The sequence below is a fragment of the Streptomyces antnestii genome (assembly GCF_004005495.1).
Lineage (GTDB): Bacteria > Actinomycetota > Actinomycetes > Streptomycetales > Streptomycetaceae > Streptomyces > Streptomyces antnestii.
In genome coordinates this window covers 54,356-72,644 of sequence record NZ_RZYA01000032.1, presented here as the reverse complement: position 1 = coordinate 72,644, position 18,289 = coordinate 54,356, and the positions used below count along the sequence as shown (strand labels likewise).

Sequence of the window (18,289 nt, the reverse complement as noted above, 5' to 3'; positions counted from 1 at the left end):
TGCATGGCTTCCGCCGCCTGCGTATCCGCTGGGAGAGACGCGACGACATCCATGAGGCTTTCCTCGGCCTCGCCACCTGCCTCATCACCCACCGCCACGTCCAGCGCCTTTGTTAGGACCTCTAAGAGATCCCGCGGGTAGGGGCGCCGTCGCGAGCGCCGCGATACCGCCGCCTGGACCAGTGGAATCTCTTAGTGATCGAGCGATGATCGGCCGTGGCGACGGACCCGCGAGGCCGGTTTGCCGTCGGAGGCCGAGTAGTACCCCACGCGCTCGGCCGAATTGACAGTTGTTACTCGCTACCACGGGCTCTCTGGTCCGTCTGGCCGAAACGGTCGAAACCTGACAGGGCACACATGCCCCACGCCTCGGAATTCCGGACCGAGAGGTATTGCGTTAGAGCGCACGCCAACTCGTAGGTTCGGAAGCATGCGCTACATCAAACTGGGAACGACCGGACTGGAAGTCTCCGCCATCACCCTCGGCTGCATGAGCTTCGGCGAGCCGGACCGGGGCGGCGAGCCCTGGTCGCTGGGCGCGGACGCCAGCCGGGACATCATCAAGCAGGCCCTCGAGGGCGGCGTCAACTTCCTCGACACGGCCAATGGGTACAGCGCCGGAAGCAGCGAGGAGATCGTCGGCCAGGCGGTCAAGGACTTCACCCGGCGCGAGGAGGTCGTTCTCTCCACCAAGGTCTGGATGCGGATGCGCCCCGGCCCGAACGGCGCCGGGCTGTCCCGCAAGGCGATCTTCGCCGAGCTCGACGCCTCCCTGAAGCGACTCGGGACCGACTACATCGACCTGTACCAGATCCACCGCTGGGACTACGACACCCCGATCGAGGAAACCCTCGAGGCGCTGCACGACGCGGTCAAGTCCGGGAAGGTCCGCTACATCGGGGCCTCTTCCATGTACGCCTGGCAGTTCGCCAAGGCCCTGTACCTGGCTGACCTGAACGGCTGGACCCGGTTCGTGTCGATGCAGGACCACTACAACCTCATCCACCGGGAGGCAGAGCGGGAGATGCTCCCGCTCTGCGCCGACCAGGGCATCGGCGTGATCCCGTGGAGCCCGCTGGCGCGGGGCAGGCTGACGCGGGCGCGGGACACCGCCACGGCGCGTGCCGAGACCGACGCGGGCGGCAAGATCCTCTACCGCGACGGGGACCAGGCGGTGGTCGAGCGCGTCCACGAGATCGCAGGCAAGCGGGGTCTGTCCCCGGCCCAGGTCGCCCTGGCCTGGGTCATGCGTAACCCGGCGGTGACCTCGCCCATCGTCGGGGTCACCAAGCCGGCCCAGCTGGCCGACGCGGTCGCCGCGGTGGACGTCGAACTCGACGAAGACGAGGCCGCCTACCTGGAGGAGCCCTACCAGCCGCACGAGGCCGCTTACCTGGAGGAGTCCTTCTACAAGTCGCGCCCTGTGGCGAGCTCCCGGTAGTCCGGGCTACCGCCTGGCCTTCGACGAGTCCTTCGCCTCGGCCTTCACAGCCCTGTGGTCGGCCCAGCGGCCAGACCGCGATCGACCGGCCCGGCAACCGGCCCTGGATCGTGGTGCGCGACGAGCTGTGGCGCCAGATGCGCTCCGGCGGCGCCTCCCAGGTCAAGAAGATCGACGCCGACCTCCGCCTGTCCCGGGCCACCGGCACCATCCAACTGCTGGCCACCCACCGTCTCTCCGACTTCGAAAGCGTCGGCGCCGCCGGCTCCGAGGCCGTCAACATCGCCAAGGACCTCATCAGTTCCTGCGAGACCCGCATTCAACTCGCTCAGGACACGCGCCCCCTGCAGATCACCCGCGAGGCGATCGGTCTGACCGACGCCGAATGCGACCTGATCGGCTCCTGGGGTCGCGGCCAGCGCGGCCGTGCCCTGTGGAAGGTCGGCCGCGGCGGCGGCTCGCACGCCGTCCAGCTGATGCTCTCCCACACCGAGAAGGAACTCTTCGAGACCGACGAGAAGATGGTGATCTAGTGGCCAAGTCCGCCGGCTCGGGCCTCGACGACAACACCTTGCTCGCCACGTACGCGGCCGCGTCATCGTCGCGCTGGGCGGCGCGGTGCTGCTGGCCGCGCCGCTGGCCGCACTGCTGTCCGGCCGCGGCTGGGCCCACTCCCCCGCGAGCGTCCCCGAAACGGTGCTGCGCTCCGTGATCAAAGGCCCCGGCGAGGTCTACGACCCCTCCCCGCCCGCCTTGCTCTTCTACGCGCTCACGGTCGCCCTGCTGCTCACCCTACTTCCTCCTGCTGCTCAAGGCGGCCACCAAGCTGAACTTCGCTGGTGGGCACAGCGGCGGCGCGAAGGTCGAGCGGATCCTCGAGGCCCCGCAGGACCCCGCCGAGCGCGCCAACCGCATCACCGCCGGCCGCGGCAAGCACACCAAGAAGATCGTGGCCGCCCAGCCCAACATCAGCGCCACCGTGTTCGGCGTACCCGGCTCCTCCAAGACCACCGGCCTCGTCCTGCCCAACGCCGCCGAATGGCAAGGCCCTCTGGTCGTCACCACCACCAAGGCCGCCGATCTCGACATCATCTACGCACGCCGCGGCGCCCTCGGCCCGGTCTGGGTGATCGCCCCGGCGGGCATCCCCGGCCGGGAAACCAACAAGTGGTCCCCCGTGGAGTACTGCACCGACGCCAAGGCCGCCGACCGGATGGCGAGCTGGATGGCCGAGGCCTCTTCCTCGAGCGACGACAAGCGCGCCGCGCCCTGGATCGACCAGGCTAAGAGCGTCCTCAAGGGCGTACTACTGGCCTCCAACCTCGCCGGAGGCGGCGTCAACCAGATGCGCCGCTGGCTCTCGCTCGGCAAGGACGCCGTCGACCACGTCCGCTCCGTCCTGCAGCAGCACGGCTACGACGAAGTCGCCGACGACTACGCCTCCCCCTGGCTGCGCCTGCACGAGGACGGCATCGGCTCCATCCAGTTCAGCCTCAACGTGCTGTCCCGCGTCTACGCCGATGAGGAGGTCCGCGAGACCTGCGCCGGCACCGACTTCACCGTCGACGACCTGCTGAGGAAGAACGGCACCGTCTGCCTGATCGCCTCCGAGGCCGACGCGGAGCGGTTCGCCCCGCTGCTGACCTCGATCATCCACGGCGCCGAAGTCGCCTATAACTCCACCGGCAAGCCCCTCGACCCGGGCCTGGGCGTCATGGTCGACGAGGCCGGCAACATGCTGCGCTACCCCCCGGCTGTCCAACATCCTCACCACCGGCCGCGGCATGGGCATCACCGTGCTGACCGTGTGGCACGACCTCTCGCAACTGCGCGACCGACTCGGCACGCAGAAGGCGAACACGGTGCTGTCCGCCTCCGGACTACGCATGCTGCTCCCCGGCTGCGGCGAGCTGGAGACCCTGCGCTACTTCAGCGGCCTGTACGGACGCACCGAGGTCGACCGCACCTCGCGCGGCCACTCCCGGGGCGAGGTCTCCACCAACACCACCCCCACGGAGCAGGACCTCGCCCCGGTCCACTCCCTGCAGCAGCTCGACGACTTCACCGCGATCGCCCAGTACTCCAACAAGGCGCCGATCAAGGTGAAGATGCGGCTCACCTTCCGCGACCGGGACCTCAAGAACCTGCTGGCGGCAGCCGAACCGGCCGTCGGCGACGGGCCGGTGAGCCTGAACAAGACCGAGACCGCCCCGGCGGTGGAGAGGGCAGACCGTGGCTGAATTCCTGGACGACCCGGCCTCACTGTGGCCCACCGCCCCGCCCAACTTGGCGCCCCCCGACGCCGGAACCGCGCCGCTGGGTCTGGTCGGCCATGCCCCCACCCGAGCGCCGCGCCCGGCTCCGTGAACTCCAGATCTGGGTGGAGTGGCTGCGCCACACCGCGGAGCTGCACAACGACCTGCCGCCCTGCTGGTATCGGCACCGATGGGTGCGCGAGATGCTCACCGCCCTGTACCTGGGCTGGCTGCGGATCTACGAGGGTGAGAAGACACCAGGGCGCGAGCTCGCGGAGGCCGAGTGGATCAACACGGTGCACGCGTTCAAGCCGCACATGAAGCTGCCCGCCTGCGTCAGCGGCCACCAGGACCCGCCACTGCCTCCCCCAGCGAACCCGCGAGCCGACGAGGAGTGGGAGCTGTACCTGGCCACCTCCGCCGACACCACCGACGAGGCGAAGCACCCGGCCGAGGCCGAGGTTCGGCGGATGGCCGCCGAGCTGGACCCGCCGCTGTGAGACAGCGACAACCCCGCTGGCGGAACGCACGAGGGGAGGGGCGCCAACGTGGAGGCCACTTTGACTCTGTTCACCAGAACCGACAGCCCTGGTTCACCGCTTCGGGCAGAAGGCAGCGGCCATCTTCGAATTGAATGTTCGCCAGTTTCGACAGGTCCACGCCGAGGGAAGGGCACTCAGTCGGTAGGCGTAGCCAGAGAGCTGAGGAACCGTCGGGCCTCGGCCACGGTCATGCCGGTCTCCGCCTGGACGAGTCGGATGGCCGTGAGGGAGTCCTCGTCAGAGTGCAGCAGGCGAATCCGGGAGACGAGGCTGCCTCCGCCGAACTCTGGAGGGACGTGCTCCCGAAGGAACTGTTGCGCCTCTACGGCATTGCAGAACCCCACCGCGGTCTCCAAGGGAAAGCCGGTCAACGACCGAACTTCCTTAACGACCTTGATCTTCGGGGTGTTCGTCAACAGGTCGGCGATGTGCAGCGGTAGCGAGGGGCTCATGGCGTCAAGGTAGCTAGCTCGTCAGCCCCATCGGGTGGCGGCGTGGGGCGGACGGACCGCACTGAGTGCATTAGCCGCCACCACGGCTATGAGGGCCCCGCAACCTAGTAGTTGATATCGAACCACAGCCGAGGATCTGGCCCGCAGCCAGCAAGCGCACCCGACGACATGGAGGAAATTTCATGCCCACACCCGTTCCCCCCTCACAGGCCGATACGACGCCTGCATCTGATGGCGCAGAGCGTTTACAGGCCGCCGCTGAGACTGCCGTGACGCGGGCCGAATCGGAGGTCCAGTCCGTTGCGCGGCCGGCACTGACGACGGACGAGTCGCTGAAGGAATCCCTGCAGGAGCGCGTACAGGCCCGCGCCGCGTCGGCGGCGTCTCTGGACTGCCGCGAACCGTCGTTGACCGTGGTTGACCGCAGGATGTGGCACGACCGTGGCACATGCCGACCCGCATCAGCCGATCATGAGGCTGGCTTCACTACACCACAACTGATCACAGGCGGCCGTGACCTGCGGCCGCTTAACCGATCAGTGCCCTGACCTGCTGTTGAGTTGTCGGCACCTGTCGACGTTGGTCACCAATGAGCGCCCTTCCACGGCCCTAGGACGGCCAGGAAGGGCGCTCGCGCTTGAGCACCGCTTTAGGAGTTCGATCCGAGCCCGCCCACTCGGGGTCGTCGGCAGGCGGTCAGCGGACTGGCAGCGACTTGGTGTGCTCCTTCTGCACGGCCTGCAGGCTCTGTGGGTCAAGGCCGAGCAGGGTGAGGATGGTCGGCGCGATCTGGGCGGTCTCGACCTGGCCGCCCCTGCTCATGCCGGCCCTGGTGCCCGCACCGGAGATGACGAGCGGGACGTTCAGGTCGTCGGCGTGGGCGCCGCCGTGCTCAGCGATCTTCTTCTGGCCGCCGGTGTAGACGACGCCGTACTTGGCGATGCCGAACAGGTCCGGCACCCGAGTGTCGCCGGGCTTGACGCCGAAGTAGCGGGCTGCCGCCCTGCCCGCGTAGACCTTGCTGAGGCCGCTGTTGGTGAACGCCCTGGCGTTGCCGTTGATGGCGTTGCCCTGGCCGCTCTGGGCGAGCAGGTACTTCTTGGCGAAGTCGGTGGCGGCCGCGGAGCGGTCGTTCAGCCAGAGCAGCATGCCGTCGTCGTCCACGGCGTGCGCGACGAGGTCGCCGGCACCCGGGTGCTCCTTCTTCCAGGCGGCGTTCAGCCCGTCGAGCAGCGGGCCGTCGTCGATGCGGTTCAGCGCGGCGGGATCGGTCGGCGACTGCCCGTGCTTGGCGGAGAGGATGATGTCCGTGCTGGAGGCCAGGCCCTTGGCCTTGATCTCCTTGACCAGCGCGCCGACCTCGGTGTTGACGAAGTCGAGGTTCTTCTCCAGCAGCGGTCCGGGGACGCCCTTGGAGGCGTAGCCGCCCTTGAGGCCGTCGGAGGTGGGCAGCTTCTCGGCGGTGGACACCGACTGGAAGTTCATGCCGAAGACCGCCGGGGTCCCGACCTTGTGGGCGCCGGAGTGGTCGTAGCCGTCGATCTCGTTGAGGACGGCCTCGGCCTTGTAACCGTCGTACTGCTCGGTGGCCTTGTTGTCGGTGGTCCAGTCGTTCCCGGCCGGGTAGCCGTTCGCGTCGCTGTTGATCTCCGGGGCGAACAGGTCCTGGATACCGTCGCCGGACGGGCCGCTGAGGATGTCGTACGCGATGTGCTTGTCCGACCAGGCCGTGCGCAGACCGGCGTTGCGGGCCACGTTGAAGACCGTGTTCACCTGCAGGTAGGAGTGCGGGTAGACCGGCTTGCAGGTCGTGGGGTCGACGGGCAGCTTGCTCGGGTCGAGCAGGCTGCGCGGGCTGCCGGTCATCTGCAGGATGCTGCCGGGCAGGTTCTTCAGGCCCTGGCCGGCGTCGATGGATGCCTTGTTCTTGTCCAGGTCCTCGGTGAGGTCCACCTCGACACCGGGCTTGGCACTCTTGCAGTCGGTGGTGCCGGCCGGGAGCAGGGCGTGGTTGTACGTGTCGTCGTAGTACACGCCCGTGGTGCCCGGGCCGCCGCCGGTGACCTGGGCGGCCATGCCCGGGAAGGAGTCCGAGGGCGTGGTGGTGCGGGCGTTGGTGTACTGCACGCCGCCGTGCACCAGCCGGGCCAGCGCCGAACCGGGGTGCTTGGCGATATACCAGGCCAGGTCCGACTGGTGCAGGCCGTCGACGGAGAGCAGTAGGACATGCTTGGCGGCTGCCGCCTGCTGCGGCGCTGCGGAGGGGCCGGTGAGCTCCGACGCCGCAGCGAGGGAACCTCCGGCGAGGGTCACCGCGGCGCCGAGGATGGCCGCGAGTCGTATGGAACGGCGGTTCACGGGTGCTTGCTCCAGTAGTCGTTGACGCGGGGGGTGGCACCCGCAGGTGTATGTGTCACGCATGTATCTGCGGGGGTAAAAGGCTGAACAGGCATGAACGAATGAGTGGTTAGCTGGAGTTCTTACGGTGTTCTTGCTGACGGAGGTCCGTGAGACTCCCGTCGTCCGCCTCCGCGGGCATCGCGCTGCCCCTCCGGAGCGGAGCGGACGCCTCAGTCGGTAATCAGTTCGGCCCGCGCCGAGGAGGTACACGGCCTTGACTCTGTCGGCATGGCGTGTCATTACTGCCCGGTCTGTCCGTCGTCGGTGACACCTCGGGCGGCTGGTCCCGCATCCGCACCCTGTATCTCCCTCACCGATGCGGCGGCTACTTGCCTCGCAACGGCCCACCTCGCCCCCGAGGTGTCGGCGTTTAGCGCTCACGCCACCCAAAGTGGCAAGTGGTACTACGTTTGGACCCTCGCTAAGAAAAATAGTGTCCTGGAGGGATTGCCCCGACAGGGGTAGGTCTGCGATGCCGCAGTCAAGCCGACGGTGCACCGCCCATCGACGGCGCACCGTGCCAGATGCAGGATTTGCGGTCTGGCCTCATCTTTATCAGGTCGATCGCAAAGGGTCTGGCACCTGGGGTTCAGCCTGTGACGACTTCATTCTTGGCTCGCTGAGGTTCAGGCTGATCCGGGTCCATCCGCCTCTGTTGGTGTCAGCAGCTGATGTCAATTGCCGCGCGCGGTCTTGACAAGCACTTCCTCTTCCGGTTTGCGGGGGTGACGCGCTCTAGCCGCGGATCGTAGGCAGCAATACGCTGCACCCATGAACCTGGGGGATATGGGGCGTGGGATCTTTGCTGTCGGACATGGCGGCTTGGCGCCCCTCAAGCGTCATGCAAGCGCGGGTTGGTCGTCTGGAATCTGGGGACTGGTCGCGGTCCTGGTCATCCTGACGCTTGTTGCGGTCTTGGTGTTCTCCGTACGAAGGGGCTCCTCGTCGGATGACGAAGACTGACGCTTAGCAGAGCGCGAACGACGAGATCACTGCTGCTCCGGTGAACGCGCAACACGCGGTCGGCGTAGCGGCTTTGGGCTGGCACGTGTTCCCGCCCCTCGACCTGCACGTTCACCACCATCCTCATCGGCCAACCATCTCAGCTCCCATCCCGTCCGCCGTCGACCCACACACCGTGGAGCGGGCGTGGTTCATGGCGTCCAGGTGGAGCGCGCCACTGTACGAACGACTGTGAGGATTGGTCATGGCACCGCTCGACGGCCTGACCCACCGAACGATTGACGCTTCGGGCTGTCCTTTCCAGGAATCGTCGGCGGTCTGGCGGTGCCGCTCTGCACGCGGCCGGTCGAGCGCCTGTGACCTCATAGGAGTCCGGCCAAAGGTCCCATCACAGTCTTGTCCTGACGCCCGACCGGCCCGTGCGATCCCTCGCGTATCGCACGGAAGGACAGCAGTTCCCAGCATGGCAGATCAGATCGCGGTGGTCGGCGGCGTGGACACCCACACCGACTTCCACCAGGCAGCCGTGTTTGACACCATTGGCCGGCACCTGGCCACCGCTTCGTTCCCCACCACTCCCGACGGCTACCGGCGCCTGCTGGAGTGGTTGCGCTCGCACGGTGACGTGCTCGCCGTCGGGGTTGAGGGGATTGGCACCTACGGTTCCGAACTCGCCCGGTTCCTTGGGGGGAAAGCGTGGTCGATGTCGACCGGCCTGACCGCAAGGCCCGTCGGGCCAGCGGCAAGTCCGACCCTGTCGATGCCTACGCCGCCGCGACCGCTGTCCTGTCCGGCCGTGCCCACGGCCGGCCCAAGACCCGCGACGGCATCGTGGAGGCCATCCGGTCACTGCGGGTGGTCCGTCGCTCGGCTATCAAGTCCCGTACTCAGACGATCAACCAGATCCGCACGCTCATCGTCTCCGCCCCCGCAGGCGTCCGGGAACGACTGCGCGGCCTGCCCACCTACCAGTTGATTGCGCAGCTTGCCCGCTCTCGCCCCGGCGCGGACCTCGCCGACCCGACGTGCGCAGTTCAAATCCACCAGGCCGGGAGCCGCTTGCGGTCGCGTCATCCTGGGCGGGGCCGTCGCCGGTCAGACCGGTGCAGACCAGCGCGTCCAGGCGACGGGTGCAGCCCTCGGCCTGCGCCAGGCGGGCGGCGGCCTCGGCAACGGCGCGTTCGTCGGCCTGGTGCAGTGCGGAGCGGATGATCGTGTCGACCTGGGCCGCGGTCGGCGGCTCGATCATCTCCGCGCGCATCTGCCGCAGCAGCTCGGCCCGCACCTGTTCCTCGCGGCGTTCGTCGTGCCAGATCACGTCCACCAGGTGCGAGACGAGCTTGACCAGGTCGGTCTTGGTGCACTCGTGCCAGCCGGTCAGATCCCGCAGCTCGCTGCGGTGGCGCTTGGCCGCGCGGGAGGTGAAGTCGTAGAAGGCCAGCTCGGAGGAGGCGACGCCGACCTGCTTGGCGACGTGCTCGACCGCGTCGGGCGGCAGCTCCAGGCGCATCCGGGGAAACCGGCCGCGCCAGGTCAAGAACTTGAGCTGGACGGCGAAGCCCAGCCTCGTGGCGCCGGTCTTGTTCCGTAACCAGCCCGTCTCGTCGCTGGACAGGGTGAAGTGGTCCACCACCCCGTCCAGACCCAGATCCCGCCCCACTGCTCAGCCCCTTCCGCACGCCCCGTGATCACCTGTCGGGCCGGACGGTAGAGCCGGCGGTGTACGGCGGGCGCGGGAATCAGCGAAGTGCCCTGGCGGGGCGGGGCGGCCTGGTCGAAGCACGGCCGAATGGCCAGGCGCCCGGGCGGGGGGCCGTCACGCTTCCCGCCCGGGCGCCTGGAGTCCGCCCCGGGCCCGTCAGGGCTTGGGCAGCGGCAGGCCGGGCATCTGCGGGTGCCGCAGGTGCTGCGCGCCGTCGTAGACGTGCAGCGTGAACGCTTCCGGCCCCGGCTGGCCCGCCTCGTCGTACGCGGACAGCACGCGCTCGATCCGCTCCCATAGCCGCATCGGGCCGTCCTCACGAACCTTCCACCGGCCTTCGGTGGGTGAGGGCGGTGGCAGAGCCGGTGACCACGTCGACCAGGTGCACGACCTCGCCGACCGTCGTCATCTGCGCGTCCGGCACCGCGAACTGGGCGAGGAACCGCAGGTGGAACGCCTCTTCGGTCGCGGCCGTGATCCGCTCCGGGCCGTGCCAGGCGGCCCGGCTGGCATCGGGAAGGCCCGCGGCCCAGTGGGCGGGGTTGCCGAACGCCGGCGCCGGGTGGGTACGCGCGGACATGAAGGACACGGTGCCGCCCAACAGCTGGCCCTCGGCGGCGTGGTCGCCGTTCACGGTCAGCAGGACGCGGGCGTATCCGTAGGGCCAGCCCGACAGGGTGAGCAGGATCTTCCCGCCCGGCCGGCACGCGCCAGCAGCGTGGGCGGCACGGCCCGGAGGGAGCACGAGGCCACGATCCGGTCGAACGTGGCCTCGTGAAGATGATGTGAGGGACGGCCGGAATTCGCTCGGCCCGCTGCGCCGTCCGGGTGCGAGTACGGAATGCTGGCGCTCCCCTGCTCGGGGGTGACCCCACACCTGCTCAGTGGATCTCGCCCCCCCTTACGGCACCTAATCTGCGAACGGACGTCACCGTCGCAGCGGCCAGCGGCCGGGGAAGCTGCCTCGCATGCCCTGCCCAGCGGGCACGTGACATCTTCGGCTGCTTCGATGGTGGAAGGGTGAAGGGAGACGCCGGTGTCTGTGGCCCGGGCGTTGTCGCCCGAGAGTGTGACCGAGCTGACCAGGGCGCTTGACCTGAGCGGAGTGTTCGCCAACGGCACGCTCGGCGGGGTGCTGGCCCGGGCCCGACGTCTGGACCTGTTCGGCTTCCTGGTCATCGGCATCGTTTCCGGCCTGGGCGGCGGAATCCTGCGCGACACCCTGTTGCAGCACGGCACCCCCGTCGCCTTGACCGACTACACCTATCTCACGGTCGCCACTGCCGGCACCCTGCTGGCCTTCGTAGCCGACCTGAGCCGCCCCACGTCCAGTTGGGCCTTCAACCTCCTGGATGCCTCGGCCCTGAGCGTCTGGGCGGTCGCGGGGGCGCAGAAGACGCTCGCTGTCGGCCTTGGCTGGCTGCCGGCCGTGCTGCTGGGCACCATCACGGCGGTCGGTGGCGGGGCCATCCGGGACCTGTTGCTCGCACGGACTCCTTCCATCTTCGGCGGCACGCCGTTGTATGCGACCGTCGCGATCGTGGTGAGCGCGGTGATGGTGGTCTGCAGCCGGCTCGGCGTACCCACCGTGGGCGTCCTGGCCGGAATCACGATCGGTATCTCGCTGCGGCTGGCCGCGTTCCACTGGGGCTGGAAGCTGCCGGACAGCCGCGACTGGCGGCCGGGGTCGGCTAAGGGCCGGGATCCCTGACCTGAACGGGCACTGCGTTCACCCACCGAGAGGGAGGAGTACAGCCATGACGCTCAAGGACTCAGCGGATGCTGTCCTGGTCGGGCTCGGTGACATCCGCTCCGAGCTCGAAGAGGTCTACAAGGACTTGCACGCCCACCCCGAGCTGGGACACCAGGAGCACCGCACCGCGACCCGTGTGGCGGAACGCCTGAGAAACTGCGGCTACCAGGTGCACGAGGGCATCGGCGGCACCGGCGTGGTCGGCGTGCTGGTCAACGGAGAGGGTCCGACGGTTTTGCTGCGGGCCGACATGGATGCGCTACCGGTCCTTGAGGAGACTGGTCTGCCCTACGCCAGCACGGCCGAAGCCACGGACGCCTCCGGCCGACGGGTGCCCGTGGCGCACGCCTGCGGTCACGACATGCACGTCACCTGCCTGCTGGGAGCGGCACAGCTCATGGCCGCCGCGCCGGAGGCATGGCAGGGCACCCTGATGGCCCTGTTCCAGCCTGCCGAAGAGCCCGGAGACGGCGCCGACCGGATGCTCACCGACCAGCTCACCGACCGTGTCCCTCACCCGGACGTGGCCTTCGCCCAGCACGTGCTTCCCTATCCGGCCGGGCAGGTCGGCACGCGCGCCGGGTCCTTTCTCTCCGCGGCGGACAACCTGAAGATCACTGTCCACGGCCGGGGCGCTCACGGCTCGGCACCGCAGGCCGCTATCGACCCGGTGGTGATCGCCTCGATGATCGTCGTCCGGCTCCAGACGATCGTCTCGCGCGAGCTGGCCGCCACCCAGCCCGTCGTCGTCACGGTCGGCTCCGTCCAGGCAGGCTCCAGCGGCAACGTGATCCCCGAGTCGGCCGAACTGCTGCTGAACGTCCGCACGTACGACGAAGAGACCCGGCGATCCGTTCTGGCCTCCGTTCGGCGCATCGCCCACGCCGAGTGCGACGCCTCCGGGGCGACGCGCGCGCCGCAGATCGAGGAGGGCACCCGCTTCCCGCCGACCGTCAACGACGACGACGTGACCCGCGAGGTCGCCGCCGCTTTCGCCGCGGTGTTCGCCGAGCACGCGATCACCATCGAGCTGCAGAGCGCCAGCGAGGACTTCAGCCTGATCCCGGACGCCTTCGGTATCCCGTACACCTACTGGGCCCTGGGCTGCGCCGATCCGGACGCCTACCAGACCGCCCTGCAACGCGGCACCGTGGCCCAGGATATCCCGGTCAACCACAGCCCCCACTTCGCACCCGTCCTCCAGCCCACCCTCAACACCGGCGTCCAGGCCCTGGTCACAGCCGCACTCACCCACCTCGGGCACCCGGGCCGTACGAACCGATGAACCTTCCGGCGAGGCCGCCTTTGATACGGCAGCCCAGAGCATCCGACCGCCTTCCCCAGCCGGCGGGCCCAACGCAGCCGGACGAGCCGCAGACACCGCCGATCACGGAGACGCCTCGTGACTGCGGCTGCCTACAAGTACGTCGACCTGCCCGATGCGTCCGTGGTCACGAGGCTGGGGGGTAGGGACTGCGGATCCGTATCCGGAGTCCCCGGCGGACAACCTCGCGATGCAGGCCGGTAAGCGATATCGCCCAGGACGCTGGCGGACCGGACGTCTTCGCCCAACTCCAACATCGCCGGCAGCGGGTACCGCGAGCTGGTAGAGGGCGAGTCGGTCACGTTCGACGTCGCCCAGGGGCACAGGGGCCCCGGGCGGGGAACATCGTCCGCGGCGGACGCTCCGCTGGCCCCGAAAGTTCCGTGTCGAGTGGCATCACCGACGCAGGGTGGAGCAGCTCGGTAGCTCGCTAGGCTCATAACCATAGGCAGGTTCAAAGCCTGTCCCCGCTACGAGAGTCAGGGGCCCGGCACCAGACTCTATTGGTTAATGCCTGGCCCTTCTACGCGATGTTGGCCTTCACCGCCCGGTTGTGGGTGGTGAAGGCCAACATCGCGTCTGGGGAGGGCGTCGGTGTCGGTGCGTGTGCTGGGCAGAGCTGCGTCCGTCGGAGCGGTAGCGAGGGGCGGCGTGGCCTCGGTCCTGTCCATAGGTGCGGGCAGCCGATACGCAGCTCACCGAGCACAGTGGTGAGGATCTCGGCGTCCGCGTGGGTGCCGAAGCGGGCCAGGGCGAAGCAGTAGCCGCCGCCGGAGAAGCAGAACTCGCTGGCCAGGAGCAGGTCGCCGATACGATCACGGAACGTGGCGCGTCGGCCTACGCCGATCAGCCATGCGGCGGTGAGGCGTGAGCGCCACTCGTAGCCTAGGAGGGCCTCCAGTTCGGCATCGGTGATCGTGACTGCGTCGTCGATGAGGTGCCGGGCGACGAGTTCGGCGTGTGGCCACCCGGGCCGCAGCACACGACCGCTTTTCAGGTCGCGGTAGCGCGGGCGGCCTGAGTCCTTCTTCGTCACGTAGCGCTCGATTACGTAGCCGTAGCCGATCTCCTCGGGTGCTGGATTCACCTCTCCGGGTACAGGTCGGTACGGTCGATCCAGATCGGGGCGACATAGATGTTGTCGCTGGCGCGGGCTTCGGAGGCTTCCAGCAGGGACCAGGTGCGGGACTCTTCGACCAGGTGCTCCCAGGGCATGGTCCAGTCGAGTTCCCAGTCCAGGGCGGTGCCAAAGATGCCGTACGTGCGGCCGGCGTCCACCCGCCAGAACTGGGAGTAGAGGATCACTTGGGCGTGGTCGGCGAGCTCGTTGATGATCTCGGCGAAGTGGACGGAGGGCCAGCCGGGGGAATTGTCCGGAACGGTGACTCGCAGGCTGGCGGTGAGCGGCGGGATGACCGTGGTGCGGGCGCCGAGTTCGGTCAGGGCCCAGCGGATGCCGACGGGCTCGCTCCAGTCCGGTGGCGTCGCCCGTTCCGATGCGCGAAAGGCGCGGCGCAGGGGCTCGACCGTGCCGTCGTTTTCCAGGCTCGCCAGGGCCATGGCCGCCCATTCGCGGACGGTCGGGTTGTCGCTGTCCAGCAGTCCGAGAAGGGCGGGGCCGCAGCGGGGATCGCCCACCTCCTCGAACACTTCGATGGCGGTCAGCTGGCCGAAGCCGCCGAGGGAAGGGAGCCCGTCGATGATGGCTGGTATGGCGTCGGTGCCGATCCAGATCAGCTCCGCGCGAGCGTCGTAAGACGCGTCGGCTGCGCCGTCGAGATGCTGGACGAGTCTCTTGATGCGGGAGGTCATGACACCGGCTGGTCGCGGCGCCAGAAGGTGGGAAGCCACCAGCAGAGCACCGAAGGTTCCGCCGGCCATGGGGCCCAGTCCTCCGCTCCCCAGACCTCGAAGGAGTCTCGCGTGACGTCGATCGGGCGCCAGTCCGGATCGAGCGGTTCGCCCGGTGCTGGGGGTCGGACGAACCGTCGGCCGTTCTGGTCGCAGGCGCCGAAGTCCAGGTAATTGCGCTGGGCGTCGATGAGGGAGACCTTGTTCGCCCCGCCGTCCATGGTGGGCCACCGGAACTGGATGGCGTCGTCCTCCCAGAAGCAGACGGGACAGATGGCGTACGAGCCGGGCATCTCATCCAGGACGAGATGCCCGCAGCAAGGGCAGGGGTAGCGACGGCTCACCTGCGCAGTCTCATCGACCCGCTGTCTCTGGCGCCATGTATTTCCAGGCTAGTGACGGTCCGACAGTCCGCAGGGAGTCCGCAAGACGTTCGTAGATGGCCGCCGTCGGAGGCCAACGCAGTCAACGATGAAAGCCCTGTTTGGAGGCTTGAGTGGGGCTCCGCCGCAGGTCAGGATCACGTGGCAAACATTCCGCTTCTACTCCTGACGGCGCTCTGCGTCTGCGTCCCGGGGCTGAACGCGGCGGCCGTGAGCTCTGGTCTCACCAAGGCAGAGTGACTGACCGATGAGGTAGCTGCTGAGTGAGGACCGGCCGCGGGCGTTTCGGCGAACCATCAGGCTTCGAGCGTTGGCGCTTCGCCCGCGCCCACGGGCTGACGGCGGCCGGGCTCTGGAGGGAGCATTGCGGAAGCTGACCGGCCCACACTGGCAGACTGGCTCATTGGTGTAGATGAGCCAGGACCCCTTCGTTCGCGGGGTAGGGACGTTCACGCGGCAGGAGTTGCCGCGCAGCGTCCAGGTCTCCGTCCTGTACATGCGCGTGGATCTTGTGGGTGAGGGACGTGATGTCGGTGATGGAGACGGTCCACTTGTCGGCGTAGAAATGTGCGGCTTCGCCGGCGAGGCCGAGCTGGAGCGAACGGTGGGCAAGCGGCTGGAGGTGCAGGTCACGTTCGGGGTCCCACTGCACCCGGGCCGGAGCCCGCTTCAATTGGCGCTTCCACGTAGCGCGGTCGGCGTGGAGCCCGTGCTCGTAGTGGGACAGACAGGCGTGTTCCAGTGCCCACTCGAAGCCTTCACGGGAGATCTCGACGGCGAGGACGGTCTCCTGCCCCTCTTTGGTGCCCCAACCGCTGCGGTACATCATCCACAGGAACGACGGCTTGATCCACGTCATTCGGTCCCGTTGCCACACCGCCGGAAAACGCTTCTCTTGGGCGGCCGGTAGGCCAATGTCCGGGGCGTACGCCTGGTAGACCGTGATCGTGGAGTTCGTGTGCAGGGCTCGAATCTGATATTTGGGTTGTGCCACGGGGACCAGGGTGGGCGCACTCTTCCGCACCCGCCATCGAATTACCGCAGTGCGAGGCCGCCGAGCCTCCGATAGCAGACGAGCGTGGCGGCGATGCCGGCGAAGGCGAGGAAGTGCGCGGCCTTGCGCTCATAGCGTCGGTGTAAGCGGCGGCGTCCGCCAAGCCAGGTCACCGTTCTCTCCACAGTCCAGAAGTGACGGCCCAGCCGCTGAGAGGACTCCATGCCCTTGCGAGCCATGCGCGGCGTGATGTTCCGTGAGCGGAGCCATCGGCGCAGGTGGTCGTGGTCGTAATCCCTTGCCGCCGTGCAGCTTTGCAGGTTGTCGCCGACGAGGCTCGCGCCGGGAGCGGATGGGAGGTATGCCCCGCACCAGAGGTTCCTGCCATTGGCTGTCGTGGGTGTTGGCAGCCGAAATGCCGACCGTGACGGGGCAGTTAGTGACCATCGTCCACTGACCGTCACGGATCACCGAGCCCGCCGACCGTCAGGTCGGCGGGCTCACGCCGTCAGCCCATCGAACGCAACTGATCCAGCTCGCTCCCGATCCCGTCTCGCAGCACGTCATGCTGCGGACCCAGCCTGAACCCCTCGTCACTCCACCGGTCACCCGGATACAGCCACACAGGCTTGCCCACCAGCTCGGTCGGCTCCCACTCGAACCGCGGCCAGACGTGGGCATGCAAGAACGGGTCGGCATTCCCCAGAATCTCCAGGTTGACCCGGCGGAAGCCGGAGTCCAAGCGCCGGCAGACGCGCTCAACGGCTTCTCCGAGCCGGTCCATGTCGGACAGAAACGACAACCGCCTCGCCCTGGGCAGATCAGACAGCCGCTGAACGCCTGGTTCGTCCACGAGAAGAACCGAGTAACCCGGCAAGAACTGAATGTCGCCAATCACCGCGAACCCCGACTCAAGCCGCCGCAGCACGGTCGGGTTTTCACCCCGCAGAGCAGCCCCAATCCGATCCATCCGCCAGTCACCAGTCACGGCCCCAACCTAGCCATGTGATCAACGCCCGCTCTTCGCTCCCCAACCTCCCCACATACATCAGGGACCAACCAAGCGAGGCGAAGAGCGACCTCGGCCGTTTTCACGGCTCTGACCGCAGTTTCGTGGTGCCACTGGTCAGTGGCGGCGCTCTTCGACGACGTTGTCGTTCTCGTCAGAGAGTTCGACGCTGTGCTGCCAGCCGAGTCTGGCGAAGAGCGTGGACAGGTCGTCGATCCGATGAGGGGCGATCACGCCATTGATCAGGGTTACCCCGTCGTCGGTCTGATCGATTTCGATGCGGCACCAAGCAGTCTCGGCTCGGCTTCGTAGGAGTACCAGGAGGCTGACCATGTCCTCCAGCCAAGTGACCCCAGGCGGGATGCCACCAGGGCGGGGGTCGACGCCACTTTCGAGGACGCCGCAAACGTTGTTGGCCATGTCGACGAAGGCGGCATCGAGCGGCCGGTCGCTGTTGTCGCTGGTAGGCACGCCGGATTCCGGAGTCTCCCACAGGCCGGTGTGGGCGATGACGTCGGCGGTGACGGGGGGCTGGAGCTGGGCGAGGAGGGGGTGCAGGTCGGCGATCTGGCGTACGAGCATGTTGGGGTAGCGGGAGACGATGGGGCGGCCGCCCTGGCCGAGGATGAGTTGGTGGGCGCCGACGGCGGGTTTGGGGCGGGTGGGCAGGTAGTCCTCGAGGGCGGCGCCGGTGAGGGGGTCGAGGACGAACTGTTTGCCGAGGGCTTCGAAGTCGTAGTCGGGGGCGCGGACTTCGTAGCTGCCGTCGGGTTGTTCGTAGAGGTGGCGGGAGTCGAGGCGGACGACTTCGCCGGGTCTCATGTGTTCGAGGAGGAGATGGACGATGAGGCGGTCGCGCCGGTAGTGGCGGGCCTGCTGCGGGCCCCACATGCCGATGCAGGAGAGGAGGACGGCGCGTTCGCGGGGGTCGAGTTTCTTGGGTTCGCCGTCGGCGCGGTCGAGGCCGGAGCGTAGGTCGGTGAGGTTGGGGGGTGCGGGGATGAGGTTTCGTGAGGCGGCTGCGCCGTAGTACTGGTTGAGGGCGGTGATGCGGCGGTCGTGGGATTTGGCGGCCTCGGGGGATGTCTGGGCGAGGTGGGCGAGGGCGTCGGGGCCGTTGAAGGCGTGGCCGTCGAGGTAGGGCGCGAGGTAGGTCTCCTCCGACCAGCGGGCGATGTCGATGAGGCCGGCGTGCAGAGGGTCGATGCCCACCGGCCGCTC

The 18,289-nt window shown here is 68.1% G+C and carries 13 protein-coding genes, 1 tRNA gene and 9 pseudogenes; 12 read left to right on the top strand and 11 right to left on the bottom strand.

The window, feature by feature from the left end; genetic code table 11:
* From EOT10_RS39055 to EOT10_RS39035, 5 genes and pseudogenes are all read left to right on the top strand, one after another.
* Nucleotides 1-116 (top strand): annotated as a pseudogene (locus EOT10_RS39055) (IS5/IS1182 family transposase); the annotation flags it as partial.
* Between the two features lie 313 nt (nt 117-429).
* Nucleotides 430-1,440 (top strand): aldo/keto reductase, encoded by a 1,011-nt coding sequence (locus EOT10_RS39050; protein ID WP_127833128.1) that lies wholly within the window; start codon nt 430-432, stop codon nt 1,438-1,440.
* A 71-nt stretch (nt 1,441-1,511) separates the two neighbouring features.
* Nucleotides 1,512-1,973: pseudogene (locus EOT10_RS39045) on the top strand (type VI secretion protein); the annotation flags it as partial.
* Nucleotides 1,973-3,680 (top strand): annotated as a pseudogene (locus tag EOT10_RS39040) (type IV secretory system conjugative DNA transfer family protein). The pseudogenes EOT10_RS39045 and EOT10_RS39040, both read left to right, overlap by 1 nt.
* Before the next feature lie 92 nt (nt 3,681-3,772).
* Nucleotides 3,773-4,195, top strand: coding sequence for a hypothetical protein (locus EOT10_RS39035; protein ID WP_127833127.1), 423 nt, complete (start codon nt 3,773-3,775; stop codon nt 4,193-4,195).
* A 176-nt stretch (nt 4,196-4,371) separates the two neighbouring features.
* Here the strand turns inward: EOT10_RS39035 and EOT10_RS39030 are convergent, their stop codons facing one another.
* Nucleotides 4,372-4,689 carry a hypothetical protein gene (locus EOT10_RS39030; protein WP_127833126.1) on the bottom strand — a complete coding sequence of 106 codons (318 nt, stop codon included), beginning with the start codon at nt 4,687-4,689 and terminating at the stop codon, nt 4,372-4,374.
* Between the two features lie 696 nt (nt 4,690-5,385).
* On the bottom strand, nt 5,386-7,047 hold the full coding sequence (locus tag EOT10_RS39025) for an alkaline phosphatase family protein (RefSeq protein ID WP_223281475.1): 1,662 nt from the start codon (nt 7,045-7,047) through the stop codon (nt 5,386-5,388).
* Between the two features lie 284 nt (nt 7,048-7,331).
* Here EOT10_RS39025 and EOT10_RS43340 point away from each other — a divergent pair.
* From EOT10_RS43340 to EOT10_RS42745, 3 pseudogenes are all read left to right on the top strand, one after another.
* Nucleotides 7,332-7,554, top strand: a pseudogene (locus EOT10_RS43340) (hypothetical protein); the annotation flags it as partial.
* Between the two features lie 742 nt (nt 7,555-8,296).
* A pseudogene (locus EOT10_RS42970) lies at nt 8,297-8,692 on the top strand (hypothetical protein); the annotation flags it as partial.
* A gap of 56 nt (nt 8,693-8,748) precedes the next feature.
* Nucleotides 8,749-8,910: pseudogene (locus tag EOT10_RS42745) on the top strand (IS110 family transposase); the annotation flags it as partial.
* A gap of 55 nt (nt 8,911-8,965) precedes the next feature.
* Here the strand turns inward: EOT10_RS42745 and EOT10_RS42425 are convergent.
* Together EOT10_RS42425 and EOT10_RS39005 are read right to left on the bottom strand one after the other, a co-directional pair.
* Complete coding sequence (locus EOT10_RS42425; protein ID WP_127833124.1) at nt 8,966-9,712, bottom strand: DUF4158 domain-containing protein; 747 nt, start codon at nt 9,710-9,712, stop codon at nt 8,966-8,968.
* 198 nt (nt 9,713-9,910) lie between these two features.
* Nucleotides 9,911-10,528, bottom strand: a pseudogene (locus EOT10_RS39005) (methyltransferase domain-containing protein); the annotation flags it as partial.
* A gap of 295 nt (nt 10,529-10,823) precedes the next feature.
* Between EOT10_RS39005 and EOT10_RS39000 the strand changes: the two are divergent.
* The 4 genes and pseudogenes from EOT10_RS39000 (at nt 10,824) to EOT10_RS38985 (ending at nt 13,304) form a co-directional block, all read left to right on the top strand.
* On the top strand, nt 10,824-11,465 hold the full coding sequence (locus tag EOT10_RS39000) for a trimeric intracellular cation channel family protein (protein ID WP_223281474.1): 642 nt from the start codon (nt 10,824-10,826) through the stop codon (nt 11,463-11,465).
* 46 nt (nt 11,466-11,511) lie between these two features.
* On the top strand, nt 11,512-12,792 hold the full coding sequence (locus EOT10_RS38995; protein ID WP_127833122.1) for an amidohydrolase: 1,281 nt from the start codon (nt 11,512-11,514) through the stop codon (nt 12,790-12,792).
* A gap of 248 nt (nt 12,793-13,040) precedes the next feature.
* A pseudogene (locus tag EOT10_RS42420) lies at nt 13,041-13,187 on the top strand (cold-shock protein); the annotation flags it as partial.
* 47 nt (nt 13,188-13,234) lie between these two features.
* Nucleotides 13,235-13,304, top strand: a tRNA-Met gene (locus EOT10_RS38985).
* A gap of 50 nt (nt 13,305-13,354) precedes the next feature.
* On the opposite strand, the gene EOT10_RS38980 is transcribed toward EOT10_RS38985, so the two are convergent.
* From EOT10_RS38980 to EOT10_RS38950, 7 genes and pseudogenes are all read right to left on the bottom strand, one after another.
* A complete protein-coding gene (locus EOT10_RS38980) occupies nt 13,355-13,918 on the bottom strand; it encodes a DUF6000 family protein (RefSeq protein ID WP_223281473.1) in 564 nt (187 codons plus the stop codon).
* Nucleotides 13,915-14,643: a HEAT repeat domain-containing protein gene (locus tag EOT10_RS38975; protein WP_127833121.1), complete on the bottom strand. Its 729-nt coding sequence runs from the start codon at nt 14,641-14,643 to the stop codon at nt 13,915-13,917. Before EOT10_RS38975 ends, EOT10_RS38980 begins: the two co-directional genes overlap by 4 nt.
* Nucleotides 14,640-15,026, bottom strand: a complete 387-nt coding sequence (locus tag EOT10_RS38970) for a CPCC family cysteine-rich protein (RefSeq protein ID WP_127833120.1) — start codon at nt 15,024-15,026, stop codon at nt 14,640-14,642. Before EOT10_RS38970 ends, EOT10_RS38975 begins: the two co-directional genes overlap by 4 nt.
* 439 nt (nt 15,027-15,465) lie before the next feature.
* A complete protein-coding gene (locus EOT10_RS38965) occupies nt 15,466-16,059 on the bottom strand; it encodes a DUF4291 domain-containing protein (RefSeq protein WP_127833119.1) in 594 nt (197 codons plus the stop codon).
* Between the two features lie 41 nt (nt 16,060-16,100).
* A pseudogene (locus EOT10_RS38960) lies at nt 16,101-16,491 on the bottom strand (transposase); the annotation flags it as partial.
* A 76-nt stretch (nt 16,492-16,567) separates the two neighbouring features.
* Nucleotides 16,568-17,047: an HIT family protein gene (locus EOT10_RS38955; RefSeq protein WP_127833118.1), complete on the bottom strand. Its 480-nt coding sequence runs from the start codon at nt 17,045-17,047 to the stop codon at nt 16,568-16,570.
* A 138-nt stretch (nt 17,048-17,185) separates the two neighbouring features.
* Complete coding sequence (locus EOT10_RS38950; RefSeq protein WP_127833117.1) at nt 17,186-18,280, bottom strand: site-specific integrase; 1,095 nt, start codon at nt 18,278-18,280, stop codon at nt 17,186-17,188.
* Nucleotides 18,281-18,289: the final 9 nt, after the last annotated feature.